Annotated in this window: 21 protein-coding genes; 13 read left to right on the top strand and 8 right to left on the bottom strand. The window is 71.4% G+C overall.

Going from position 1 to position 25,058, the window contains the following annotated elements:
- Nucleotides 1-58: 58 nt before the first annotated feature.
- A complete protein-coding gene (locus tag LY41_RS22250) occupies nt 59-796 on the bottom strand; it encodes an SDR family NAD(P)-dependent oxidoreductase (protein ID WP_253866276.1) in 738 nt (245 codons plus the stop codon).
- A 96-nt stretch (nt 797-892) separates the two neighbouring features.
- On the opposite strand from LY41_RS22250, the gene LY41_RS22245 reads away from it, so the two are divergent.
- Entirely contained in the window at nt 893-1,489 is a 597-nt protein-coding gene (locus tag LY41_RS22245) for a TetR/AcrR family transcriptional regulator (RefSeq protein ID WP_253866273.1), read from the top strand.
- A 114-nt stretch (nt 1,490-1,603) separates the two neighbouring features.
- Here the strand turns inward: LY41_RS22245 and LY41_RS22240 are convergent, their stop codons facing one another.
- On the bottom strand, nt 1,604-1,903 hold the full coding sequence (locus LY41_RS22240) for a WhiB family transcriptional regulator (protein ID WP_253866271.1): 300 nt from the start codon (nt 1,901-1,903) through the stop codon (nt 1,604-1,606).
- 262 nt (nt 1,904-2,165) lie between these two features.
- On the opposite strand from LY41_RS22240, the gene LY41_RS22235 reads away from it, so the two are divergent.
- The 4 genes from LY41_RS22235 (at nt 2,166) to LY41_RS22220 (ending at nt 6,357) form a co-directional block, all read left to right on the top strand.
- The gene (locus tag LY41_RS22235; protein WP_253866269.1) at nt 2,166-3,227 is read left to right on the top strand and encodes a hypothetical protein; all 1,062 of its coding nucleotides are present in this window, start codon (nt 2,166-2,168) and stop codon (nt 3,225-3,227) included.
- Nucleotides 3,228-3,356: 129 nt separating this feature from the next.
- On the top strand, nt 3,357-3,953 hold the full coding sequence (locus LY41_RS22230; protein WP_253866267.1) for a response regulator transcription factor: 597 nt from the start codon (nt 3,357-3,359) through the stop codon (nt 3,951-3,953).
- 511 nt (nt 3,954-4,464) lie between these two features.
- Nucleotides 4,465-5,037: a sigma-70 family RNA polymerase sigma factor gene (locus LY41_RS22225; protein ID WP_253866265.1), complete on the top strand. Its 573-nt coding sequence runs from the start codon at nt 4,465-4,467 to the stop codon at nt 5,035-5,037.
- Nucleotides 5,038-6,357 carry an anti-sigma-D factor RsdA gene (locus tag LY41_RS22220; protein ID WP_253866263.1) on the top strand — a complete coding sequence of 440 codons (1,320 nt, stop codon included), beginning with the start codon at nt 5,038-5,040 and terminating at the stop codon, nt 6,355-6,357.
- A 562-nt stretch (nt 6,358-6,919) separates the two neighbouring features.
- Here the strand turns inward: LY41_RS22220 and LY41_RS22215 are convergent.
- Nucleotides 6,920-7,315 (bottom strand): DUF5319 domain-containing protein, encoded by a 396-nt coding sequence (locus tag LY41_RS22215; RefSeq protein WP_253866262.1) that lies wholly within the window; start codon nt 7,313-7,315, stop codon nt 6,920-6,922.
- A gap of 175 nt (nt 7,316-7,490) precedes the next feature.
- Between LY41_RS22215 and guaB the strand changes: the two genes are divergently transcribed.
- The 3 genes from guaB (at nt 7,491) to LY41_RS22200 (ending at nt 12,208) form a co-directional block, all read left to right on the top strand.
- Nucleotides 7,491-8,975 (top strand): IMP dehydrogenase, encoded by a 1,485-nt coding sequence (gene guaB / locus LY41_RS22210; RefSeq protein ID WP_253866449.1) that lies wholly within the window; start codon nt 7,491-7,493, stop codon nt 8,973-8,975.
- Between the two features lie 117 nt (nt 8,976-9,092).
- Complete coding sequence (locus LY41_RS22205; RefSeq protein ID WP_253866260.1) at nt 9,093-10,274, top strand: GuaB3 family IMP dehydrogenase-related protein; 1,182 nt, start codon at nt 9,093-9,095, stop codon at nt 10,272-10,274.
- A gap of 164 nt (nt 10,275-10,438) precedes the next feature.
- Nucleotides 10,439-12,208 (top strand): GMC oxidoreductase, encoded by a 1,770-nt coding sequence (locus LY41_RS22200; protein WP_253866258.1) that lies wholly within the window; start codon nt 10,439-10,441, stop codon nt 12,206-12,208.
- A gap of 642 nt (nt 12,209-12,850) precedes the next feature.
- On the opposite strand, the gene LY41_RS22195 is transcribed toward LY41_RS22200, so the two are convergent.
- On the bottom strand, nt 12,851-14,176 hold the full coding sequence (locus LY41_RS22195) for an aldehyde dehydrogenase family protein (RefSeq protein ID WP_253866256.1): 1,326 nt from the start codon (nt 14,174-14,176) through the stop codon (nt 12,851-12,853).
- Nucleotides 14,177-14,345: 169 nt separating this feature from the next.
- Between LY41_RS22195 and guaA the strand changes: the two genes are divergently transcribed.
- Together guaA and LY41_RS22185 are read left to right on the top strand one after the other, a co-directional pair.
- Nucleotides 14,346-15,962, top strand: coding sequence for a glutamine-hydrolyzing GMP synthase (gene guaA / locus LY41_RS22190; protein WP_253866254.1), 1,617 nt, complete (start codon nt 14,346-14,348; stop codon nt 15,960-15,962).
- A gap of 28 nt (nt 15,963-15,990) precedes the next feature.
- Nucleotides 15,991-16,770, top strand: a complete 780-nt coding sequence (locus tag LY41_RS22185; RefSeq protein WP_253866253.1) for an E3 ubiquitin ligase family protein — start codon at nt 15,991-15,993, stop codon at nt 16,768-16,770.
- A 171-nt stretch (nt 16,771-16,941) separates the two neighbouring features.
- On the opposite strand, the gene LY41_RS22180 is transcribed toward LY41_RS22185, so the two are convergent.
- Complete coding sequence (locus LY41_RS22180; protein WP_253866252.1) at nt 16,942-17,166, bottom strand: hypothetical protein; 225 nt, start codon at nt 17,164-17,166, stop codon at nt 16,942-16,944.
- A complete protein-coding gene (locus tag LY41_RS22175; RefSeq protein ID WP_253866251.1) occupies nt 17,156-18,430 on the bottom strand; it encodes a PspC domain-containing protein in 1,275 nt (424 codons plus the stop codon). Before LY41_RS22175 ends, LY41_RS22180 begins: the two co-directional genes overlap by 11 nt.
- A 350-nt stretch (nt 18,431-18,780) precedes the next feature.
- On the opposite strand from LY41_RS22175, the gene LY41_RS22170 reads away from it, so the two are divergent.
- From LY41_RS22170 to LY41_RS22160, 3 genes are all read left to right on the top strand, one after another.
- The gene (locus LY41_RS22170) at nt 18,781-20,319 is read left to right on the top strand and encodes a PspC domain-containing protein (RefSeq protein ID WP_372493346.1); all 1,539 of its coding nucleotides are present in this window, start codon (nt 18,781-18,783) and stop codon (nt 20,317-20,319) included.
- Nucleotides 20,316-21,086, top strand: a complete 771-nt coding sequence (locus LY41_RS22165; protein WP_253866249.1) for a response regulator — start codon at nt 20,316-20,318, stop codon at nt 21,084-21,086. Before LY41_RS22170 ends, LY41_RS22165 begins: the two co-directional genes overlap by 4 nt.
- A gap of 219 nt (nt 21,087-21,305) precedes the next feature.
- Nucleotides 21,306-22,244: a DMT family transporter gene (locus tag LY41_RS22160; RefSeq protein ID WP_253866248.1), complete on the top strand. Its 939-nt coding sequence runs from the start codon at nt 21,306-21,308 to the stop codon at nt 22,242-22,244.
- A gap of 3 nt (nt 22,245-22,247) precedes the next feature.
- On the opposite strand, the gene LY41_RS22155 is transcribed toward LY41_RS22160, so the two are convergent.
- Together LY41_RS22155 and LY41_RS22150 are read right to left on the bottom strand one after the other, a co-directional pair.
- Complete coding sequence (locus LY41_RS22155) at nt 22,248-23,195, bottom strand: serine/threonine-protein kinase (RefSeq protein WP_253866247.1); 948 nt, start codon at nt 23,193-23,195, stop codon at nt 22,248-22,250.
- An 18-nt stretch (nt 23,196-23,213) separates the two neighbouring features.
- On the bottom strand, nt 23,214-24,905 hold the full coding sequence (locus tag LY41_RS22150) for a serine/threonine-protein kinase (RefSeq protein ID WP_253866246.1): 1,692 nt from the start codon (nt 24,903-24,905) through the stop codon (nt 23,214-23,216).
- Nucleotides 24,906-25,058 lie beyond the last annotated feature (153 nt).

Here is a 25,058-nt window from a genome sequence, read left to right as displayed (position 1 = left end):
GTCGTTCGGGGCGGCGACGGTGCGGGGCGGCGGCGGTGCGGGCCCGTCCTGCCTCGGCTCAGGTGTTGGCGCCGCCGTCGACCGTGATGCCGCTGCCCGTGAGGAACCGGCCGCCCTCACCGGCCACGTGGGCCACGGTGGCGGCGACGTCCTCCGGCGCCGCGTACTCGGCCAGCGCCCGCCCCGCCTTCTGTGCCGCGGCGTTCGGGCCGTCGGCCGGGTTCATGTCGGTGTCGGTCGACCCCGGGTGCACCACGACGGCCGAGATGCCGCGCGGGCCGAGGTCGCGTGCGAGGCCGCGCGTGAGCCCGTCGAGGGCCGATTTGCTCGCCGAATACAGGCTGAGCCCCGGTCCGGGAACGCGCCCGGCGAGGTTACTGCCGATGTTGATCACCCGGCCGCCGTCGCGCAGGTACCGGCTCGCGGCCTGGGTGGCCACCAGCACGGCGCGGACGTGGATCGCCAGCGTCCGGTCGATCTCCGCCACGGTGAGCTCGTCGATCGTCGCGGTCGGGAAGACGCCCGCGTTGTTGACGAGGATGTCCACGCCGCCGAGCGTCTCGGCCGTGCGGTGGACCGAATCCGCCACCGCGTCGGGGTCGGTGCTGTCGGCGCGTATCGCCAGCGCCTTCCTGCCCTGCGATTCGATCCGCGCCGTGACCTCGCCGGCCTGCTGCTCCGCCGAGGTGTAGGTGAACGCCACGTCGGCACCGTCGGCGGCGAGCCTGGTGGCGATCGCTGCGCCGATTCCCCTGCTGCCGCCGCTGACGAGTGCGACCTTGCCTGTCAGTGTCATGCATGTACCCCTTTTTTGTATCGATCGATATATAAATAGGACGCGTAGGGTAGACTGGTCAAGCTTTTTTGTGCCGACCACTACAGAAAGAGGCCTATGTCACCCCGAGGTCGCCCGAGGGCGTTCGACCGGGAGGCGGCGCTCGATGCCGCGATGCGCATGTTCTGGGAGTACGGCTACGAGGCCACGTCGGTGTCCGGCCTGACCGCGGCGATGGGGATCGGATCACCCAGCCTGTATGCCGCGTTCGGCGACAAGGAGGCGCTGTTCCGGGAGGCCGTGGAGCACTACGTGCGGCACTACGGCTGGCAGGCGGTCGACGAGCTCGATCGGGAGCCGGTCGTGCGGCGCGCCGTCCAGGCGATGCTCCTGGCGAACGCCGGGCTCTACACCGACCCGGCGCTGCCCCGTGGGTGCATGGTCGTGGACGCGGCGACGAACTGCGCCCCCGGCAACGACGCCGTGCGGGAGTTCCTCGCGGGGCAACGGCGTGTGACCCGGGAGCGGATCGCCGCGCGGCTCCAGCGGGCGGTCGCGGAGGGTGAGCTTCCTGCCGATGCCGACCTCGATGCCCTCGTGGGCTTCTGCGAGACCGTCCGGAACGGGCTGTCGAATCTGGCGCGGGACGGCCGTTCGGCGGGCGAGTTGCGGTCGATCGTCGACCTCGCGATGAACGCCTGGCCCGATCGGTGAGATCGCTCGCAGGAAAGATAGTTCTGCGAAAAAGTTTTCTGGAAAGACGGTTCGGTCAAAAGAATGGGGTGCCCGGCCGGGCACCCCATTCTTTATCCCCCTCGGGAAAGAGATTCACATTACGACGGTCAGTGAGCGGTGTTCGTTGCGGATGATGTGGTCGCGCTCGCTTTCCGACAGGCCGCCCCACACGCCGTAGGGCTCGTGGACCGCGAGAGCGTGTTCCCGGCACAGCTCCAGCACCGGACACGCTCGGCACACCGCCTTTGCTCTGGCCTCCCGTCGTGCTCTCGCCGGTCCTCTCTCTCCGTCGGGGTGAAAGAACGAGCCGCTGTCCATGCCCCGGCACGACCCCTCGAGCTGCCAATCCCAGATATCGGCATTCGGGCCGGGAAGCCTGCGGATATCCGCCATCGGTGTCCCCTCGTCGAATCCGGCTCCACGTAACCGGATCAAGTACGACTACTCCATTCGGTGCAACGAGGAGCACGGTAGAAGTGTGGCAAAAGTTGTTCAAGTGATCGGCACGAGGATTCATTCTTTAGGCATCCCCCGCAGGTGTAATAGCCGACACGGTGTAGGTCGCGGGTCGCGTTCCGGCCCGTCGGTGTCCGGGTACGCGGTGTCGGGGACGCGGTGTTCGGGCAAGGCGGGCATCCGGCGGCAGGATGGGTCCGTGACCCTCGAGAACAGCCTCCGCACGCTCGCGTTCGGCGATCCGGGTGAGCCCGCGGTCACGCCGGATCACCGGATCGCCGGTGTCGCGGCGCGGGCCCGCACCGACCGGGAGTGCTGGCTGGCCGCCGTCGTGCTCGGTGCCCACGGCCGCTACGCCGCCGCGACCACGTTGTTGCACCGGCTCCGGCACAGTCGCGACGTCGTGATCACCTCGCTCGCGGCGAGCACGATCGCCTCCCATCGGCGGCAACTCGGCGGACACGCGGCAGCCCTGCCTGCCGACGGCGCCGCGCTCGCCGCCGTGGCGGGGCTGCACGGCCATGGCGGCCATGGCGGCGATGTCGACGGGATCGACGTCGCCGGTGCCCGGGCCGACGCCCTGCTCGGGCTGGCCGCCGACCACCTCGCACTGGGCAGGCCCGCCCTGGCGCGCCGCCTCGTGGGAGACGCAACGGCCGGTCTCGACGCGGCCTTCGGGTCGGGTGGCGGCAGCAGGCGCTCCCGCATCCGTGCGGGCTGGGTGGGCGCCGAGGCCGCACTCGCCGGCGGTGATCCGGCCACGGCCGTCGTATCGGCGGAGGAGGCCCTGCGGCTCGTCGGCGCGGTGCCCGACGCGGTACCGGTACGGCACCGGGCCAAGACGGAACTCGTCCTCGCCGCGGCGCTGTTGGCACGCGGGCCCGGCGTGCCGGGCGGATCGCACCCGGCGTCCGGATGGGACCCGGCACCCGGATGGGATGCGGAACCCGGATGGGATGCGGCCGGCGGCCTGGCCTCGGCGGCCGGAGTCGATGCGGCGGGCGGTCCGGTCCCGGCGGCCGGGGCCGACGGCGCGGCACCGGCGCGGCCCGCGGCGCTCGTGACGTCGGCGCTGGCGGCGATCGACGCCCACGGGTTCGCGTCGCTGTCCTGGCCCGGCCGGCTCCTCGCAGCCGATGCCGACCCGGCGCGTGCCGACGAGCACCGCCGTCGTGCCACGCGTGAGGTACACGCGCTGTTACCGGGACTCGGCCCCGAGTTGCGTAGACTTGCGGTGGGTTCGCCCTGGTTGCCCGTGTGAGTCTCCGACCTGCCGTTCCGGCATCCGGGTCAGAGAAAATTCAAAAAAGCCACCAGATCGTGTCAAGGTCCGGGCTCAAGCGTCCGATAGTGGAGGTAGTACGTCACCCGGCTGCAGGAAGGAACCCCCGTGACTACGGTCTTGATCTGTGACGACCGACGCAGTGTCCGCGAAGGCCTCACGCGCGTGATGTCCGCTGTGCCCGGCGTCGCCCGCATCGACTGCGTAGCGCACGGTGACGAGTTGCTGGCCCGCTACTCCCGGCAGCCGGTCGACGTCGTGCTCGTGGGCACGCAGCGCGCCGTGCCCACCGGAGTGGAGGCCACGCGCCGTCTCGTGTCCGCGAACCCACAGGCGAACGTGATCGTCTTCGGTGCTCCGGACGACGCAGGCAGCATCGCGGCGGCCATCGCGGGCGGCGCGCGGGGCTACCTGCGCTGGGACGCCTCGCGTCCGGAGCTCGTGGCCGCGCTCGCGCACACGCTCGCCAGCACGTCCGTGCCCGCCCAGCGCCAGCCCTCCGACCCCGGTGTCCAGCTCACCGAGCGCGAGCTGCAGGTGCTGCGCGGCATGGCCCAGGGCAAGAGCAACGGCCAGATCGGCCGCGAGCTGTATCTGTCCGAAGACACCGTGAAGACGCACGCGCGCCGGCTGTTCCGCAAGCTCGGCGTGCGCGATCGCGCACAGGCCGTCGCGCACGGCTTCCGTCGCGGTCTCGTGGCCTGACGCGAGCCGTCACCACCAACACCCGCCGCCCGGGGACGAACGCCGACGGGGCGCGGCATGCCGACATGCCGCGCCCCGTCGCCTGTGCAGCGGCCGTGGGTGCACCCGGTGCCTGCGAAGCCCCGGTACCTGCGAAGCCCCGATGCCTGCGAAGCCCCGATGCCTGCGAAGCCGTGGGTGTTGTGGGGCGCGGTACGGTGTCCGCTGGCGTTCCTGTGAGCTGCTGCGATCCGTGTCGCGCCGCCTGCATCGTCCGTATCCCCGACAGGGGGCGTCCGTCGTGACGGGCGTGACGGGTACCGGATGCGGCGATGCGGCGGGTTACGACCGAGATCCGGCCGTGGGGCATATCACCTGCGCCACCGAGTGCCGCGAACTCACGCGGAACTCAAGGAGTGGCCGGGTACTGTGGTCACGTCACCGGCGTGAGGGACGCTGAGCCCGCGCGCCGCTTTTCATGCACACCGTTTTTCATGCACACCGAGACGTAACACCGGGATCGTTGTCTGCGATGGCCACTGTGGGGGATGGACTGGACGAGTCGGTCGCCGCCGCTGTTGAGGGAGATCAGCAAGCGGTCGAGCGGCTGCTCGCGTCGATCCGTCCGTTGGTGGTGCGGTATTGCCGCGCCCGTGTTGGCAGGCAGGAGCGTTCGTACGCTTCGGCAGACGACGTAGCTCAGGAGGTGTGTCTCGCGGTGCTCACCGCTCTGCCCTCCTACCGCGACCAGGGACGACCGTTCCTGGCGTTCGTCTACGGCATCGCCGCTCACAAGGTGGCCGACGCGCACCGCGCGGCCCACCGGAACAAGGCGGATCCGGTCGCCGATGTGCCGGACGAGATGGAGCGTGACGTCGGGCCCGAGCAGTTCGCCATCCAGGGTGAGCTGAACGAGCGCATGACGAAGCTGCTGCAGGTCCTGCCGGAGAAACAACGCGAGATCGTGGTGTTGCGTGTGGTCGTCGGGCTGTCCGCGGAGGAGACCGCGGAGGCCGTGGGCTCGACCCCCGGCGCGGTCCGGGTCGCTCAGCACCGTGCTCTCGCACGGCTGCGCAAGGTGCTGGCCGCTGAGGAGGTGGTCTGAGTGACGGAACACACCGGTCCTGCCGGTTCGGCCGACGAGCCGGAACGCGACTCCGAGGACGCCGGAGCAGTCGAGTCCGCCGGGATGCATGTCGATGACACCGCGGATGACACTGCCGGTTTCGAGGACACTGCCGGCTCCGAGAACACTGCCGGCTCCGAGAACACCGCCGGCTCTGAGAACACCGCCGGTTTCGAGGACGCTGCCGGTTTCGATAACACTGCCGGCTCCGAGGACAGCGCAGGCGATGCAGGCACTGCCGGAGCTGCAGGCACGGTCGACGGCGCGGACGCTGTCGAGCCTGCCGAGGTCGTCGACATCACCCCTGCGGACACGGAGCCCGCCGGCACGGCACTGGCCGGCACGGACGTCACCGGTGCCGAACTCGCCGACACCGAATTCGCCGGGCAGGGGAGCGGCACCGACGGTGCCGCGCTCGCCGACACTCCCGCCGATCTCAGCGCCGTGCAGGCGGACGACGCCTTGCTCGATGCGCTCGGCGGGCCCGACGCGAAGGTCGCCGACGAACTCGGCGACGCGGAGCTGAGTGAGCTGCTGCTCGCATGGCGGCGGGACATCGACAGCGAACGGGTTCCCGAGCTGGTGGATGCCGACACGGCCGCCACCGAGATCAGGACCGCCTCGCTGGCCAAGCGGCATGCAGGCCGCGGGCACAAGCGGCGGTTCATGGTGCCGGTCGCGGCGGCCGCTGCGGTGCTGGCCATCGGGTTCACGGGCACGGCGCTCGCCGCCCGCGACGCCCAGCCGGGCGACACGCTGTGGGGCCTGAGCAAGGTGCTGTACACCGATCACGCCCGGTCCGTCGAGGCAGCTGCGTCGGTGCGCTCGTCGATGGACGAGGCTCGTCTCGCGCTCGCCTCGGACCGTTACGCCGACGCCCGCTTCGCGCTGTCGGAGGCCGAGCAGGACCTGAAGAACGTGACGGCGACCGAGGAAGCCGCGCAGCTCAAGGCGCGGCACATGCAACTGATGGAACGGTTGCAGGGTCACCCGGACGAGGGCAACCCGCCCGCGTCGACGTCGAAGGACGGGTCGTCGAGCTCGACCTCGTCGGATTCCTCGTCGCCGGACTCGTCGTCGTCGACCGGATCCCAGCCGGAGCCCGGCCCGGACGACCCGACGGACACCACGTCGACCGGTCCGGACGAGCCGACGACCACCGAGCCGGACGACACGACCACGGAGACGTCGAGCTCCGAGGCTCCGACGCCGTCGACCGATACGAGCGGCGAGACCGGCCGTTCGTCGGGTGGCAGCGATTCCCACGAATCGCCCGCCATGGCCGGCAGCTCCAGCTGACCGCGCCAGGGCGCACCCGAGTTCACGGGGCAACGCTCATGCGGTGACGTCCACGGGCACGATGCTCGCGGGGACGGCGCGCACAGGACACGACGCGCACGGGACAGGCGCACCGGAACACACCGGTGGCGGGCCTGGGCCAGCGACAGAATGCCCCACAGGTGTGTGACCTGTGGGGCATTCGCGGTTCTGCCGGATGCTGCCCTGCTGGTTCGCTGTCCGCTCGTGCGATCGGGCCGGGGTCGTCATCGGGGTCGGTCCCGATGTACGGCCGGGGCCGTCACGAGAAACACGTTCGCCGTACGCGAACAGGTTCGCGTACGGCGAACCGCATGCTCGGCCCGGACACGCGGGCCGTGGCCGAGCCGATGCGGATTCACCGCCGTCGGCGGCCCGCGGGTGATGGCCCGCGGCCCGCTGTGACCCCACAGGACCGCGACCCCACAGGACCGCGACCCCACAGGACCGCGACCCCACAGGACTGTGACCCCACAGGACTGTGACCCCACAGGACTGCGGAGTCACAGGCCATCGGGGTGGCGGGCCGGAGAACGTGGGCGGTTCAGTACACGTTCTCCGTCGTGGTGATCCCGTCGGCGAAGCCGCGGCAGTAGTCCCACGTCACATAGTCGGCGGGTTCCGGATCGAACGCCGGCTCGTGGGGACGCATACGGCCGTCGGCCAGCAGCTGCTCGAGGCTGGCACGGAGCAGATGCCAGTCGTGGTAGTGAGGCAGGTCGCACTCACCGCAGTCCACCACGATTCCACGCACCCCCCGCGGCTCGAGAAGTGCCTGGTAGACGGCCAGGTCGGCGAGGTCCGAGAGAAGCTCGGTGCGCTCCTCCTCGGAAATCGGCTCACCGGCCGGCTCGTCGAGCTCGGCGGCCTCCTTTGCCGGGTCGTCGGGGTCGTCGGCGAATGGGTCTGGGGGCAACACGTCGTGCGGCACGGGCTGCACGGTACCGGCAAGGTACCCCCATCCGTCCAGCTACCATCGATTACGAGGCGTTTCGCCCCGTGCCGTCACCCGCAGCCCCCATGCATCGAGGAAGGTTCGCCGCCCTATGCCGAGCGAGTTCACCGACTCCGACTCCAGCGCCGCCGTGCCCGGTGGTGCCGACGACGCCGCCGTGATGGCGGACAAGTTCGCGCTGCTCGGGCTGACCTTCGACGACGTGCTGCTGCTTCCCGCCGAGTCGGACATCGTGCCGAGTACGGTCGACACGTCGACCCGGGTCTCGCGCAACGTGTCGCTGCGGATCCCGCTGCTGTCGGCGGCGATGGACACCGTCACCGAGGCGCGGATGGCCATCGCGATGGCACGGCAGGGCGGCATGGGTGTGCTGCAGCGCAACCTGCCGATCGACGAGCAGGCGCAGGCGGTCGAGATCGTCAAGCGTTCCGAGGCGGGCATGGTGACCGATCCGGTGACGTGCTCGCCCGACGACACGCTCGCCGAGGTCGACGCGCTGTGCGCCCGGTTCCGCATCTCCGGCGTGCCCGCGACCGATGCGTCCGGCCGGCTCGTGGGCATCATCACCAACCGCGACATGCGGTTCGAGGCGGACCACTCCAAGCAGGTGCGCGAGGTCATGACACCGGCGCCGCTGGTGACCGCTCAGGTCGGCGTGACTGCGGAGGCGGCGCTGGGCCTGCTGCGCAAGCACAAGATCGAGAAGCTGCCGATCGTCGACGGTGCGGGCAAGCTGCGCGGGCTGATCACGGTGAAGGACTTCGTCAAGACCGAGCAGTACCCGGACGCCAGCAAGGACGACGACGGGCGCCTGATCGTGGGTGCCGCGGTCGGTGTCGGCGCCGACGGGCACCAGCGTGCGATGGCGCTGGCGGACGCGGGCGTTGACGTGCTCGTGGTCGACACCGCGCACGGCCACTCGAGGGGCGTGGTCGACACGGTGGCGACGTTGAAGAAGGAGCTCGGCGACGCGGTCGACGTGATCGGCGGCAACATCGCCACGCGGGCCGGTGCGCAGGCGCTCGTCGACGCGGGCGTGGACGGCGTGAAGGTCGGCGTCGGCCCGGGGTCGATCTGCACCACGCGGGTCGTCGCGGGCGTGGGTATGCCGCAGGTATCGGCCATCCACGAGGCCGACAAGGCGTGCCGGCCCGCGGGAGTGCCGGTGATCGGCGACGGCGGTATCCAGTACTCGGGCGACATCTCGAAGGCCCTCGCCTCCGGCGCCTCGGCCGTGATGCTGGGCAGCCTGCTCGCGGGCACCGCCGAGGCGCCCGGCGAGGTCGTGCTCGTCGGCGGCAAACAGTTCAAGACCTACCGCGGCATGGGCTCGCTCGGCGCGATGAGTTCGCGCGGCGGCACGCGGTCGTTCTCGAAGGACCGGTATGCCCAGGACGACGTGCTGTCCGAGGACAAGCTGGTGCCCGAGGGCATCGAGGGCCGCACCCCGTTCCGCGGCCCGCTGGCCGGCGTCGTCCACCAGCTCGTCGGCGGGCTGCGGTCCGGCATGGGCTACGCGGGCGCGCAGACGATTCCGGCGTTGCAGCGGGCGCAGCTGGTGCGGATCACCGCGGCCGGGCTCAAGGAGAGCCACCCGCACGATGTGACGATGACCGTCGAATCGCCGAACTACACGACGCGCTGACACGCCGGGGCTGCGGCTGATCGCCGACGGCGGGTACCCGGGCCGGCGGCGGGTACGCGGGCCGACGGGCCGCGGAGCCGCAGGCGGCGGAATCCGGGAAGCGAGAGAGGACTACACGTGCGGGATCTGGTCGAGATCGGCATGGGACGGACCGCCCGGCGGTCGTACGACTTCGACGACATCGACATCGTGCCGTCGCGGCGGACGCGGTCGTCGAAGGTGGTGTCGACCGGCTGGCAGATCGATGCCTACCGGTTCGACCTGCCACTCGTGACACACCCGACGGACGCGGTCGTATCGCCGCACACGGCCATCGAGGTCGGCAGGCTCGGCGGGCTCGCCGCGCTGAACGCCGAGGGCCTGTGGGCGCGCCACGCCGACGCCGAGAGCGCGCTGGCCAAGGTCGCCGAGGCCGCGAAGGACGGCGCGGCACCGGCCGAGGTGGTGCAGCGCCTGCAGGAGCTGCACGCCGCGCCGATCCGGCACGACCTGCTCACCGAGGCGGTGCGCACGGTGCGGGACTCCGGTGTCACCGTGGCGGCGCGGGTCAGCCCGCAGCACGCCGCCGAGCTCACGCCGCATCTGCTGTCCGCGGGGGTGGAGATCCTCATCGTGCAGGGCACGATCGTCTCGGCCGAGCACGTCGGAGAGGACGGCGGCGCGAGCGATACCGACCCGCTGAACCTCAAGGACTTCATCGCCGACCTCGACGTTCCCGTGGTCGTGGGCGGGGTGAGCGACTACCGCACGGCGATGCACCTGATGCGCACCGGTGCTGCGGGTGTCATCGTCGGCCACGGTTACACCCCGGGCGTCACCAGCACGGACCAGGTGCTCGGCATCGGTGTCCCGATGGCCACGGCGCTGATCGACGCCGCGGCCGCCCGCCGCGACTACCTCGACGAGACGGGTGGCCGCTACGTCCACGTCCTCGCCGACGGCGGGGTGCGGCACTCGGGGGACATCGCCAAGGCCGTCGCGTGCGGTGCGGACGCCGTCATGCTGGGCGCACCGCTGGCCGCGGCCTCCGAGGCGCCGGGCCAGGGCCTGTACTGGACGTCGGCTGCGGCGCACCCGTCGCTGCCGCGCTCACACGTGGCCCGGGTGGGGTCGGGCGCTGCTCCGGCCGGTTCGGGCGACAACGGCGGTGTGGTGGACCTGCGTACGTTGCTGCACGGGCCGTCGCAGGACCCGAGCGGCACGGTCAACCTGTTCGGTGCGCTCCGGCGGGCGCTGGCGAAGACGGGCTACTCCGACCTCAAGGAGTTCCAGCGCGTCGAACTGACCGTCCGCCACTGAGCAAGCCCCTGGGTCGCCCTGGAGCTCAGCGGGGCGCCCCAAGGGCACCTCGGGGCCTGATTCCGCTGGTCGTGTTACCGAGTGTCACTCGACGACACGAGGTGAAGTGACGCATTGGTAACTTACCTCTGGCCAGGAGGTGCCCGGCTCGTTACAGTTTTGCTGTGACTTCGCGTAACACCATCGCTGGTGATGGCAGGACGGACCTCGACTACGACGTGCTGGTCGTCGGCTCCGGATTCGGCGGCAGCGTCGCGGCGCTGCGGCTGACGGAGAAGGGCTACCGCGTCGGCGTCGTCGAAGCGGGCAAGCGGTTCACCGACGAGGACTTCGCCAAGACCTCGTGGGATGTGCGCAACTACCTGTGGGCTCCGCAGTTCGGGTGTTACGGCATCCAGCGGGTGCACATGTTGCGGGACTGCATGATCCTCGCCGGCTCGGGTGTCGGCGGCGGTTCGCTCGTGTACGCGAACACGCTGTACCGGCCGCTCGCCCCGTTCTACCGGGACCCGCAGTGGTCGCACATCACCGACTGGGAGTCCGAGCTCTCGCCCTTCTACGACCAGGCGAGCCGCATGCTCGGCGTGAACGCCAATCCGACGGTCACGCCGTCCGACGAGGTCATGCAGAAGGTCGCCGCGGACATGGGCGTCGCCGACAGCTATCACTCGACGCCGGTCGGCGTGTACTTCGGCGAGCCGGGCAAGGGCGCCGCCGACCCGTACTTCGGCGGCGCCGGTCCGGCGCGCACGGGCTGCACCGAGTGCGGGGCCTGCATGACCGGCTGCCGCGTGGGTGCGAAGAACACGCTGGTCAAGAACTACCTGTACCTGGCCGAGCAGGGCGGGGCGCACGTCGTGCCGATGACGACGGTGACGGCGGTGCGTCCCCGTGGGGATGGGGGCACCGCCGTCGACGAGGGCGTAGCCGGCGGGGGAGGGACGTTCGAGGTCGACCTGCGCAAGACGGGCACGACGTCGAAGAAGTTCACCACGACCGTCACGGCGGGCCACGTCGTCATGGCCGCGGGCACGTGGGGCACGCAGAAGCTGCTGCACGCGATGCGCGACAACGGCACGCTGCCGCGGCTGTCGAACCGGTTCGGCGAGCTGACGCGCACCAACTCCGAGGCCATCCTCGGCGCCGCGCGCACCGACGTCGACCCGGAACACGACTACAGCCGGGGCATCGCGATCACCTCGTCGATCCACCCCGACGAGAACACGCACGTCGAGCCGGTGCGCTACGGCAAGGGCAGCAACGCGATGAGCTTGCTGCAGACCATCGCCACCGACGGCAGCCTCGCCGAGCCGCGGTGGAAGCAGCTGGCCAAGTACATGATCAAGCATCCGCTCAAGTCCGCGAGGATGCTCAACGCCTACAAGTGGAGCGAGCGGACCGTGATCCTGCTCGTCATGCAGAGCCTCGACAACTCGATCACGACGTTCACCAAGAAGGGCCTGTTCGGCCGTCGCCGGTACACGTCGAAGCAGGGGCACGGCGAGCCCAACCCGACGTTCATCCGCTCCGGCCACGAGGCGGCGCAGCGTACGGCGGAACACATCGACGGCGTCTCGGGCGGCACGTGGAGTGAGGTCTTCGACATCCCGCTGACCGCCCACTTCATCGGTGGCGCACCGATCGGCACGAACCCCGACGAAGGCGTCATCGACCCGTACCACCGCGTGTTCGGCTACCCGAACCTGCACATCGTGGACGGCTCGGCGATCACGGCGAACCTGGGCGTGAACCCGTCACTGACGATCACGGCACAGGCCGAGCGGGCGTTCTCCTTCTGGCCGAACGTCGGCGAGGAGGACCGCCGGCCCGCACAGGGGGAGCCGTACCGGCGGATCGACCCGGTCGCACCGCACCGCCCCGCCGTTCCCGACGAGGCACCCGGCGCGCTCCGCCTCCCCGTCACCCCGGTCTGACCGCACCACCCCGGAACCCGCCGCACCGCCGCCCGGAACCCGCACGCCGCGTGTGCCCTGCATTCGGGACGCCGTGTTGCGGATTCCGGGGGTTGTGTTGCCGGTTCCGGGGGCCGTGTTGCGGGTTCCGGACGCCGTGTTGCGCCCGGCCACCTTCCTCATCGATCCGGTCCCTCGACGATCCGGTCGTCGTGCTCGGCGCACGGCGGCCGGATCGCGACGTGCCGTGACGTGGGGAAGGCGTGGTCGGCAGAGGCGGGTTGACCTTCGAGTCGGTTGAAGCCCGACGGTCGCTCGGCCGGTGGCACGTCCCCGCCACCGGCCGACCCGACCGAGGAGACCCGTTCAGGACCGCTACACCGGCTACCGCACCCGACCCGACGATGGATGCCATCGTGTCGGCCGTATCCGTCGGACGGAACGGCGACAGCGACACGGCCCGCCGTGACCTGCTGCGCCTCTGGGCTCGGATCGGTGTCACGGGCGACCCGTTCCACCGTTGCACGCTGGCGCACCATCTGGCCGACCTGTACGACGGCCCCGCCGAGGCTCCGTGGACGCGCCGGCGGTGCACCAGCGCGTCCACGGGACGGCTGTCGGGCCCGGGAAGCCGCAACACGGGCCCGGAACCGGAGGCGCGCGTCAGGTCAGCGTCGTCAGCTGGGGCGTGGTGATCGCGTGCATCGTGACGCGGACGGTGGCCGGGTCGTAGTCCGGCACGTCGCCGACGACCACGCGCGCCGCCTCCAGCTGGGACCGTGCCCGCATCGCGAGTGCGGTGTCGCCGGTGAACAGTCCCACCGCGGGTGCGGCAGCTCCGGGCGCGGCGATTGCGGCGAGTGCCTCCTCGGGTTCGTCGGCCACCGTCGCGGCCAGCACCGGCCCGCAGCCGGGTTCGTCCTCGATGCCGGTGACCAGGGTCGGCTCGCCGGAGGTACCGCCGGCCAGCACGGTCGCGCCGGCCGCCGCGGCGTCGGCCAGCCACGCGGCCGACCGCTCGAGGACGTCGGCGGGCAGGGTGCCCACCGAAACGGACGTGTCGTAGGCGCTGCCGGCCGGCTGGGCCTCGACGGCCGCTGTCAGCGCGGGCAGCAACTCGTCGGCGACCGCCGAGCACAGCACCACCCGTCGCACCGCCTCCGGCCGCATCCCGCCCTGCCGGGTCGCGGCGACGGCGATGCGTTCGGCGACGTCGCCGACATCGGCGGGGCCCGGGATGCCGGTCACGACCACGGCGGCGCCCCGCGACGGAGCGGGCGCGTCGACGCGTACCAGGTCGTCGGCCTCCGGTTCGTCGCCCGGCAGCACGGAGAACGCACCCTCGGGCAGGCCGACCTCGCCCAGCGCCTCACCGAGCGCCAGCGCCGACAGTGGCGTCGCCGTCCCGGCCGCCACGACCACGGGTGCACCCACCGCGAATGCCGCGGCCACCGCGTGGGCGGCGCTGCGCAGCGGGGCCTCCGGCGACACCACGCCCAGCACCGGTCCCCGCGGGACGTCGTGGATCAGCGTCGTCGCTGCGCCGTCGCTGCTCGCCCGGCCTTCGCGCGGTAGCGGATGCCGGGAGCCGTACTGCAGCACGGCGACGGCCTCGTCCACCTCGCGCTGTGCCCAGTGCAGCGGGATGCCGCTCTCGGCCGTGATCAGTTCCGAGAGCTCGTCGCGGCGGGATTCGAGCTCGCCCGCGGCGAGCTGCAGCGCGCCCGTCCGCAGTTCCTCGTCGTCGAGCCTGCCGAGTCCCACGGCGGCCTCCACCGCGGTGGCCGCCTGGTCCCGCGAGGGCACCGCGACGGTCGCCACCTCGGTGTCGTCGGCGGGATGGGTGACGACCGCGGTGGCCGAACCCGCTTCCGCGCGCCCGGCGATCCAGGCGTCTCGCGGCCGTGGGGTGTACGTCTCGTCGTCTTCGGTGTCGGCGTCTTCGGTGTCGGCATCGAGTTCGAAATCCGGCGAGCCTGCTGTGTTCATGGGCGCACTCTATGTGGCCCCGCTCACCCGCCGTCACGCCCGCTGCTGCGCGGCCGCCGTACCCCCCGCTGTGTTGTCGCAGTGCCCACCGCTGCGCCGCCGTGTCCGCCGTCACGCCCGCCGGTGTCCGGCCCACCTGGCGGCAGCGGCCGTCGGCTCACCTGCGACGATGGGTGCAGCCGAATGTCGCAGCGAGGAGGTCCTGCTCGTGCCCGAGAACACGCCCGCCGGTCCGGACGGAACCGCCGAGGGGCCGGTCCTCGTCGTGGATTACGGCGCGCAGTACGCCCAGCTCATTGCGCGCCGGGTGCGGGAGGCACAGGTGTACTCCGAGGTCGTGCCGCACACGGCGTCGATGGCGGAGATGCTGGACCGCAACCCGTCGGCGATCATCCTGTCCGGCGGCCCGTCGAGCGTGTACGCCGGCGATGCGCCGGACGTCGATCCCGCGCTGTTCGACGCGGGTGTGCCGGTGTTCGGCATCTGCTACGGCTTCCAGGTGATGGCTCGCGCTCTCGGCGGCACCGTCGAGCACACGGGCACCCGCGAGTTCGGCCGCACCGAGGTCGACGTCTCCGGCGGGCAGCTGCACGAGGAACTGCCCGCGCGGCACCCGGTGTGGATGAGCCACGGCGACTGCGTGACGAAGGCGCCCGAGGGGTTCGACGTCACGGCCAGCAGCGAGGGTGCGCCGGTGGCCGGGTTCGAGAACGTCGGCCGCGGGTTCGCGGGCGTGCAGTACCACCCCGAGGTGGCGCATTCCCCGCACGGACAGGAGGTGCTGCGCCGGTTCCTGCAGGAGGTCGCCCACATTCGTCCACAGTGGACAACATCGTCCATTGTGGACGAACAGGTTGCGCGGATCAGGACCGAGATCGGGGACGGGCACGCCATCTGCGCCCTGTCCGGCGGCGTCGACTCGGCCGTCGCGGGCGCGCTCGTGCAGCGGGCGATCGGGGAGCGGCTCACGTGCGTCCTCGTCGACCACGGGTTGCTGCGCGCGGGCGAACGCACCCAGGTCGAACGCGATTTCGTCGCCGCGACGGGCGTCAACCTCGTGACCGTCGACGCGCGCGAGCAGTTCCTCGCCGCCCTCGCAGGCGTCAGTGACCCCGAGGAGAAGCGCAAGATCATCGGGCGCGAGTTCATCCGCGTCTTCGAGGAGGCCGCGCGCGATCTCAAGGAACAGGGTGACGCCGAGTTCCTCGTCCAGGGCACGCTGTACCCGGACGTCGTCGAGTCCGGCGGCGGCACCGGCACCTCGAACATCAAGAGCCATCACAACGTCGGCGGCCTGCCCGAGGACCTGCAGTTCACGCTCGTCGAACCGCTGCGGCTGCTGTTCAAGGACGAGGTGCGCCGCGTCGGCCTCGAACTCGGCCTGCCGGAGACGATCGTCCACCGTCAGCCCTTCCCCGGTCCGGGCCTGGGCATCCGCATCATCGGTGACGTCACCGGCGACCGGCTCGACACGCTGCGCGCCGCCGACGCGATCGCCCGCGAGGAGCTGTCGGCCGCCGGTCTGGACCACGACATCTGGCAGTGCCCCGTGGTGCTGCTGGCCGACGTGCGCAGCGTCGGCGTGCAGGGCGACGGCCGCACCTACGGCCATCCGGTGGTGCTGCGTCCCGTTTCCAGCGAAGACGCCATGACGGCGGATTGGACTCGGCTGCCCTACGACGTGCTCGAGCGCATCTCGACGCGCATCACGAACGAGGTCGCCGAGGTGAACCGGGTCGTGCTGGACGTGACGAGCAAGCCGCCGGGCACGATCGAATGGGAATGACGCGCGAGACGAACCGGGGGCAGCGGACGTGTGGATCGTAGGAGCGATTCTGATCGTGGCGGGTGTGGCCGCCTTTTTCTTCATGCAGCACACCAAGAAGGAGCTGCACGCGATGATCGGCACGGAGACGCTGTCGATCCCCGAGCTCGAAGCGGAACGCACGGTCTCCGACGAACTCGGCGCGAAGGGCTCCTTCCGCAAGGCCACCGAGGTGGTCGGGGCGGCGCACCCGCGGCCCGAGGGCGTGCTGACGTCGGAACTGGGCAAGCACGAATGCGTGTGGTACCGCTACACCGTCGAGCGTGAGTACGAGCACGTCGAATACCGCGACGGCGACCGGCGCACGAGCCGGCGTACCGAGAAGATGACCGACCACGCGTCGAATGCGGGCTTCGCCGTGATCGACGAGGCGGGCCGCACGATCGGCGTCGATCCCAGCGGTGAGCGTCTCGACAGCCCCGAACAGGTCGTCGACCGGTTCGAACCCGCCGAGAGCGGGCGCGACAGTGTCGAATTGTTCGGCATCAAGTTGCCCAGCTTCGGTGGCGGCAACCGGACGATCGGCTACAAGTACAAGGAGTGGATCGTCCGGCCCGGTCAGCGGCTCTACATTCTCGGCGAGGTCCACGACAGGATCGGCCCGCTGGTCATCGGCAGGCCGTCCGAGGACGGGTACTTCATCGTGTCCACCCGCTCCGAGGGCGAACTGCGCAGGTCCCGCGAGACCCGGCACAAATTCCTCGCGCTCGGCACGGTCGCCGGGGTCGTCATCGGCACGGGGCTCGTCGTGGCACAGGTCGTGTCCTGACCGGTCCACGCCGAACCACCAGCGACCCGAACCACCCGCGGCCCGAACGACCAGTGACCCGAACGACCCAGCCCCGAACCACCCAGCCCCGAGTCACCAGCGCCGTGGCCCGCTGGATCCGTTCCGGCGGGCCACGCGCGTGTCGGGGTCGGTCGAGTCGGCCGGCCGCCGTCAGCCCCGCTCCTTGCGCAGTGACGCGGCCAGCATGCCCACACCGAGGAGCACGGCGACGCCGGCGAGGATCCACCGCCCGTCGGGGAGTCCGAACCAGGTGGGCCCGCCGGAGAGGACGTAGGCGGATACGGCCAGTGTGGCGATCCCTGCGGTCAGCGTCAGCGGGTCGACCCGCTGCCCGTCCGCGTCCCCACCCGGCCGCCGGGATGTCTCACTCTTCACGGTGCACCTCCACGTTGCCGACCCCGGCATCGAGCACGAGGTCGATCTGTTGTCCGCCGGGTCCGTCGGGGCCGGCGTCCTGGTCGGTGATGCTCTCGTTGCCGATGCCCGTCCGGCCGCTGGTGAGGCAGTCCGCCGTGCCGGTGCGGGCCGTGCAGTCGAACGTCACGTCGGCCGTCGCCGGGACCAACACCTCGATGTCGCCTGCGCCCACCCGGGCCGTCGTTGCGATGTCCGCCTCGGGGTCGGCGATGTTCGTCAGGTCGAGGTGGATCTGTCCTATGGTGCGTTCGTAATGTTCCTTGACGGCCTCCGCGGTGCCCGGCGCCGCGGCGATCTCGCCCGTTCCGCCGGTGTAATCCTGGATCGGCACCATCGCGAGCAGGACACCCGCCGCCGCGGTGGGCATCGCCCACCAGATCAGCCCGCGGCCACCACCGACGAACGCGCCGGTCACCATGCCGGCACCGAGGATCGCCAGCACGACGCCCGCCGTCAGCGCCAGGCTCCATCCGCCCGCCTGGGTCAATGCCAGCGGCGTGCCGATCGCGCCCGCGATGACCGCCAGCGCCAGCGTCACCAACGTGACTTTGGAGACGCCGTGGTGCCTGCGGGAGTGTTCCCACGCGGGACGCTCCGGCTCCTCGGGCGGCGGTGCGGGCGCGGGTGCGGGCGTGAGTGCCGACAGGTCGGCGAGGTCCCAGCCGAGCGGGTTCGCGCCGAGGGCGTCCCAGTCGGCGGTGGCCGTGTCGACCCTGGTTCCCTGCGCCGGAGCCGTATGGTCGGCGAACGTTCCCGTGCGTGCGGCCGGCCGGTTGAGATGGCCGCGGCCGCGGTGCAGCAGGTACAGCGCCGTGACCACGAGTGCCAGGCCGATGATGCCGCCACCGTCCAGCCACGTGCCGCCGAACGCCAGCCCGAACGCCGGGAAGCACGCCGCGCACAACAGCAGCGTCAGCCCCTTCGACGTCTCGCTGCCGCCACGGCCGAGGAGCGCCTCGAACGGCGACACCTCGTCGTCCGTGCCGGCGAAGAACAACCAGCCCAGCAGGTACACCGCAGGGCCGACGCCGCCGAAGAACGTCAATGCCACCAGCGCCACCCGGATGACGACCGGGTCGATGCCGTACCGCAGCCCGGCCCCCGCGGCGACACCGGCCACCTTGCGTCCCTGTGCAGGACGGCGGGGTCTGCTCGCCCAGAAGTCCTTGACCGTCGCCTCGAACCCGTCGAGGTGCCCGGTCGCACCGCTCGTGCTGTTCATGGCACCGAGCATGCGCCTCGCGGCGGTCCCGGCACATCGGGGAGCACCCTGAAACTCTCCCCGAGGTCGGCCGTGCGCTCGGTGCGGGCCCGGGCGCGTCTCGGGGCGCGCGTCAGGGGTTTCCCTGATGATTCCGGCCGCGTTCTCTGTGACGATGGACGGTAACCATGGATGACGTGCAGGAACAGGCCGCAGCCAGGCGACCGGTGAGCACGCGGCCGAGGGACGAGGCCGTCGCGCCGGACGCCGGGACCCGTGCGTCCGCCGACGGTCCGCAGGCCCCGGGAGCGACAGCGTCGGTCCCGGATCCCGCCGCCGGGACCCCGGGCAGCGGGACGTCGGACGGCGGCATGTCGGACAGCGGGACGTCGGGGGAAGCTCCGGACGCCGGAAATCCGGACGCCGGGACTCCGGGAGGAGAGGGCGGCGACGCCACGGTGCGCACGGCCGTTCCCGCGGGCCCGGTGACCGTGGACGCCGGAAGCTCGGGCGACGAGCAGCAGGCGCCGCCGAAGATGTACCGCGTGCGGGGCGGGCGCGCGCTCGCCGGTGTCGCGGGCGGCCTCGCCGAGCATCTCGGCGTCCAGGTCCTCTGGGTGCGGGCCGCGTTCGCGGTGCTGGCGGGACTGGGCGGACTGGGGCTGGTGTCCTACGGCCTGCTGTGGGCGTTCGTGCCGCAGGAACAGCGCGACGCATCCCGCGGGGAGCTGTCCGGACGACAGCGCCAGCAGGCCTACGGGCTCATCGCGCTCGGGGTCGGGTTCACCGTCGTCGGCGGCGTGCTGACGGGCGTGTTCACCGGCTGGGCGGGACTGCCCGTGGCGGTGGTGCTGGTCGGCGTGGCCGTCGTGTGGCGCGAGGCCGACGAGACGCAGCGGCGGCGGTGGCGCAAGGGCGCGAAAACCGGGGTGGCCGGCGCCGTGTTCGGCGGCGGGGGCGTGTCGGCGACGATCCGCGTGCTGGCTGGCGTCGCGCTGGTCATGACGGGCATCGGTGTGATCATGCTGCGGGGTAGTGGCCTCGACCAGCTGCAGTTCGCGCTCGCCGCCGTGCTCGCGACTCTCGTCGGGGTGGCGCTGCTGACCGTGCCGTTCTGGTTGCGGCTCGTCCGCGACCTCGGCGACGAACGCCGGGCGCGCATTCGCACCGAGGAACGCGCCGAGATCGCAGCCCACCTGCACGACTCCGTGCTGCAAACGCTGGCACTCGTCCAGAAGCGCTCCGACCACCCGCGCGAGGTCGCCCGGCTGGCCCGCGGCCAGGAACGCCAGCTGCGCGCGTGGCTCTACGGCCCGAACGGCTACGGCGCCCCGAACCGCAGCGATGCGGCGACCGGTGGTGCGGCCGGTGCCGGGAGTGCCGCCGGCGAATCGGAGCCTGCTCCGGCCACACTCGCGCAGGCCGTTGCGGCGGCGTGCGGCGAGGTCGAGGACACGTTCGCCATGTCGGTGCAGCAGGTCGTCGTCGGGGACGTGGAGCTCGACGACGGTCTCGTCGCGCTCGTCCAGGCGGCACGCGAGGCCATCGTCAACGCAGCCAAGCACGCGGGCGTCGACGAGGTCAGCGTGTACGCCGAGGTCGAGCCCGCGTCGGTGACGGCGTTCGTCCGCGACCGCGGTTCCGGATTCGACCCCGACGCCGTGTCCGACGACCGCCACGGGCTGGCCGACTCGATCCGCGGCAGGATGGAACGCGGCGGCGGCACGTGGCGGCTGCGCACCGCTCCCGGCGAGGGCACCGAGATCCAGCTCGAAATGCCGCGCAAGAACGGTGCAGCCAAGGACGGCGCCGGCGGTGGCAGCGCCGCCGGCCCGGGCTCCGCCGACGACCGCGCCACCGCTTCGGGTGGGACCGCATACGACCGATCAGCACAGGGGGCAGCCTCATGACCACCGACGACGGCACCGACGGCACCGACGGCACCGACGGCACCGTTCCCGGCGACGGCACCGAGAGCGCCGAGCCGGGCGCGCCTGCGGAGCCGCAGGAGCAGGAGCGGTCGCACCGGCCGGTGAGCGTGTTCCTCGTCGACGACCACGCGCTGTTCCGTGCCGGTGCGAAGGCGGAGCTGCAGTCGATCAGCGACGAGGTCCACGTCGTCGGTGAGGCCGGGTCGGTCGGTGAAGCGGTCGCCGGGATCACGCGGGTGCGACCGCAGGTGGTGCTGCTCGACGTGCACATGCCCGACGGCGGCGGCGCCGAGGTGCTGCGGCGGCTGCGCGGCGAGCTGCCGGACGTGGTGTTCCTCGCGCTGTCGGTGTCCGACGCGGCCGAGGACGTCATCGCGGTGATCCGCGCCGGTGCGCGCGGGTATGTCACGAAGACGATCTCGTCGGCCGAGCTGGTGAAGGCGATCGTGCGGGTGGCCGACGGTGACGCGGTGTTCTCGCCGCGACTGGCTGGCTTCGTGCTGGACGCGTTCGCCGAACGGCCGGGTGCCGAACCGATCAGCGATCCCGAGCTGGACCAGCTCACGCCCCGGGAGCGGGACGTGCTGCGGCTGCTCGCGCGGGGCTATGCGTACAAGGAGATCGCGTCGGAGCTGTTCATCTCGGTGAAGACGGTCGAGACGCACGTGTCGAGTGTGCTGCGGAAGACGCAGCTGTCGAACCGCTACGAACTCTCCCGCTGGGCCACCGACCGCCGCCTCGTCTGAGTGCCCCGAAGGGCACCTTCGGGGCACCCACCCGTTGCCTGCCACCACCCGGACGGACACGATCCGCGCGGCGGTATCCGAACGCGGTACTACCCGAACGCGGTACTACCCGAACACTTCCCCGAAGCTGCCCTTGAATGTGAAAAGTGCAGTGTGGCTTATGCGGTGTTCAGAACTGTTCGCTTGTCCTCATTAGTTGTGGTGGGCGAAGCTTGAGGTATGCACATCGTGTCCCGTAAGGCCGCCGTGTTGCCCTGGGTGGCCGCATTGGCCGTCATGTTGTTGTGGGCGTCGTCGTTCGTGGTGATCCGGGATGTCGGCGTGCATTTCTCGGCAGGCTCGATGGCGCTGTTGCGGCTGTTCGTGGCCGTGGTGGCGCTGGGGGTCGGCGCCGTGTTCTACCGGCCGGCATGGCCGCGCACCGCCACGGCCTGGGGCTGGATCCTGCTGTGGGGCGTGTCCTGGTTCGGCGTGTACACGGTGGTGCTGAATCTCGCCGAACGCCACATCGACGCGGGCACCGCCGCGATGCTCGTCAACATCGCGCCGCTGCTGGTCGCCCTGGCGTCAGGGCTGTTGCTCGGTGAGGGCCTGCCCGCGCGGCTGCTGGTCGGGATCGGCGTGTCGATGGCGGGTGTCGTCGTGATCACGCTCGCCACGACGACCGGCCGGCTGACGGTGCCGGGCGTGGTGCTGTCGGTGCTCGCCGCGGTGCTCTACGCGGGGAGCGTGCTGCTGCAGAAGTGGCGACTGACCGGCGGTGATTCGTACGCCGTCACGTTCGTCGGCATCGCCGGGGCGATGGTGGCGTGCACGCCGTTCTCCGGCCACCTCGCCGGCGACCTGTCGACGGCCTCGGGTGCGTCGGTGCTGGCCGTGGTCTACCTGGGCCTGTTCCCGACCGCACTGGCGTTCAACTTCTGGGCGTACGCGCTGAAGAACATCCCGGCGGGCGTGCTCAGCTCGTCGTCGCTGGTCGTGCCCGCGCTCGTGGTGCTGCTGTCGTGGCTGGCCCTCGGGGAGGTGCCGCCGTGGCTGGCCGTGCTCGGCGGGGCGTTGTGCCTGACCGGCGCGGGCTTCTCGATCGTCCCGCACATCCGCGCGGCGCTGCGCAGGCCCGAGCCGGTGCCCGAACCCGCCGAGTCGCTCACCCGGTGACGGTCAGAGGGCGAGCACCAGGACGACGACGATCGCGAGCAGGACGACGGCCGAGCCGATGAGCAGCCATCGCCGCATCGAGCCGGTGGCGCCGGGTGCGGGCGGGTGGGGCGGGGTCGAAACGGTGACCACCTGAGGCAGCACCGGCACGGTCGGCAGCGCGGGCGCTGTCGGCGGCACCAGCCCCTGCTCGCTGCCCTTCGTGATCGCGTGCAGCGACTGCACGGTGTCCTGCATCGTCGGTCGCAGTTCGGGATCGTCGCGCAGTAGTTTCAGCAAGGCCCCGGTCAGCGCGCCGCAGCGACGCGGCACGACCGGAGTCCCCGTGCCGTCCTCACCGAACGGTGGCACCCCCTCGACCGCGGCGAACAGCATCGCCCCGAGCGAGAACCCGTCCGAGGAGGACGAGGGCTCGGTGCCCGTGGCGAGTTCCGGGGCGCGGTAGGCCGGGTCGGCGGGCGGCTGTGACAGGCCGATGTCGGTGATCTTGACGCCGCCGTCGTCGCACAGCAGCACGTTCCCGGGTTCGACGGCCCGGTGCGTCACACCGATCGCGTGCGCCGTCGCCAGCGCCGCGCCCAGCCGGTGACCCAGGTATGCGGCCTGTTGCGGGGTCAGTTCCCCGTGCTCGGCGAGGAAGTCGGCCATGTTGCGGCACGGCACGTACTCCATGATCGCCCACACGTCGTTCTCGCACTGCACGGCGTCGTACACGGTGACCGCCCCGGCGTGCACGACCCGTGTGGCCTGTCTGGCTTCCTGCAGCGCCGTCCGCCGGGCGTGATCGGCGGCCTCGCCGGTCGTCGTCGGGTCGAGGTACAGCCGCTTCGCCGCCACCGTCCGGTGCAGCATCGTGTCGAACGCCAGCCACACGATGCCGGCCCGACCACGTCCGATGGGCTGGTCGAGCCGGTACCGCTTGCCGACGACGGTGCCTTCCGTGTAATTCACACAGTGCCTCGGGCGGGATCAGGTTTCGGGTGACGACGCACTGGCGCTGCCGGTCTCTATCGGCTCCGAATTCGACGGCGGCGTCGAATTCTCCGTGGAGCTCGTCGGAGAACCGGACGAGGGCTCGGTCGTCGGCTCCGGTTCGACGTAGGTCGCCGTCGGTTCCTCGGTCGTCGGTTCCGGTTCGACGTAGGTGGTCGTCGGTTCCTCGTACGTCGTTTCCTCCGTCGTCGGCTCGGGCGAGCTCGTCGACGGTGCCTGTGTGCTCGTGGGCTGCGACGTCGTCGTGGTGGCCGGAGCGGGGTTGCCCGCGGGTTCCGGGCCGTCGCCGCCCCTCGGGCCGCTGAACACCCACACCGCGAAGGCGGCCAGGCCGATCACGACGAGACCGCCGACCACGGCGGGCACCTTCCATCGGGGTTTCTCGTCCTCGTCGCGCGGCGCTGCCGAGCCGCCTGCGGCGGCGACCCGCGTGCCGTGCGGGTCGCCGTAGGGATCGTCGCCGTAGGCGTCGTGACCGGCAGCCGCGGCGCCGGCGCTCCGAGTGCGTTCGCCGTAGTCGTCGTATCCGCCGTAGCTGTCATAGGCGGTGGCGGCGTAGGCCGGATCGTCGTAGTCGTGCTCGGGGTAGCCGTGGTCGGGGTAGCTGCCGCCCGCTCCGTAACCGGCGGCCCCGTAGTCGTCGTAGTAGTCGTCCGCACCGTCGGAGCCGAGCGTGCCGGCGTGGCCCGCGGGTGGGTCCTCGCCTGCGCGGGTGCCCAGCACGCCGCCGACCGCACCCGCGACCGCGCCCCCGGCCGCCGCAGCGCCCGTGGTGCCCACGGTGCCGAGTATCGACGTTCCGTCGGCGTCGCCGGGCCCCTCGGCGGCACCGCCGAGCGGGGTCTGCCCGCGGGACACGGCGTCGAGCAGGTCCTCGCACTCCTCGGCGGTGGGCCGGTGCTGCGTTTCGGGGTGCAGCATGACCGCAAGCACGCTCGTCAAGGGTCCCGACTGGCGCGGCGGGTTGATCTGCCCCGCGGCGACGGCGTGCAGCAGGCTGAGTGTGTTCTCGGACAGGCCGAACGGCGGCTGGCCCTCCGTCGCCGCGTACAGGGTCGAGCCGAGCGAGAAGACGTCGGACTCGGGCCCCGGGTCGCCGCCGATGGCCACTTCGGGTGCCAGATAGGCAGGGGTGCCCGCGATCATGCCGGTCTTGGTGACCGTGACGTCGTCCTTCGCGCGCGAGATGCCGAAGTCGGTCAGCTTCACCATGCCGTCCGGCGCGAGCAGGATGTTGCCCGGCTTGATGTCCCGGTGGACGATGCCGACCGCGTGCGCGGCCTTCAATGCCGCGGAGACCTGGGCTCCGATGTGCGCGACGTCGGCCGGTGCGAGCGTCCGGCCGCCCTGGAGTTCCTGGGCGAGGCTCGTCGACTCGAGGTACTCCATCACCAGGCACGGCTGGCCGCTGTCGTCGGTGACGACGTCGAACACGCTGATGGCGTTCGGGTGGTGGAGCCGCGCCGCGATCCGCGCCTCGCGCATCGTGCGGGCGCGCGCGTCGTCGATCTCGTGCTCGTCGAGGCCGGACTGGAGCAGGAGCTGCTTGATGGCGACCGTGCGGTGCAGCAGCTCGTCCTGCGCCATCCACACGGCCCCCATGGCGCCGGAACCGATCCGGCTCAAGACACGGTAGCGGCCCGCGATCAGGCGACCTTCGTCGCTCACGCGACCTCCTTCGGGCTGGTGTCTCCGGTGGTGGAACGTAGGCACACCGATCCGACCGAACCGGCCGGGTGGTCGGGACGCAGCCGTCGGGCTGTCCGACCACTCAGCACAGGTTAGGCCGCTCACGCTGTGCACACGAAGGCGGCATCGGCG

The sequence above is a fragment of the Prauserella halophila genome (genome assembly GCF_024171895.1).
Taxonomy (GTDB): Bacteria; Actinomycetota; Actinomycetes; order Mycobacteriales; family Pseudonocardiaceae; genus Prauserella; species Prauserella halophila.
The sequence above is the reverse complement of the archived record's forward strand: the minus strand, read 5'-3'. Positions and strand labels throughout refer to the sequence as shown.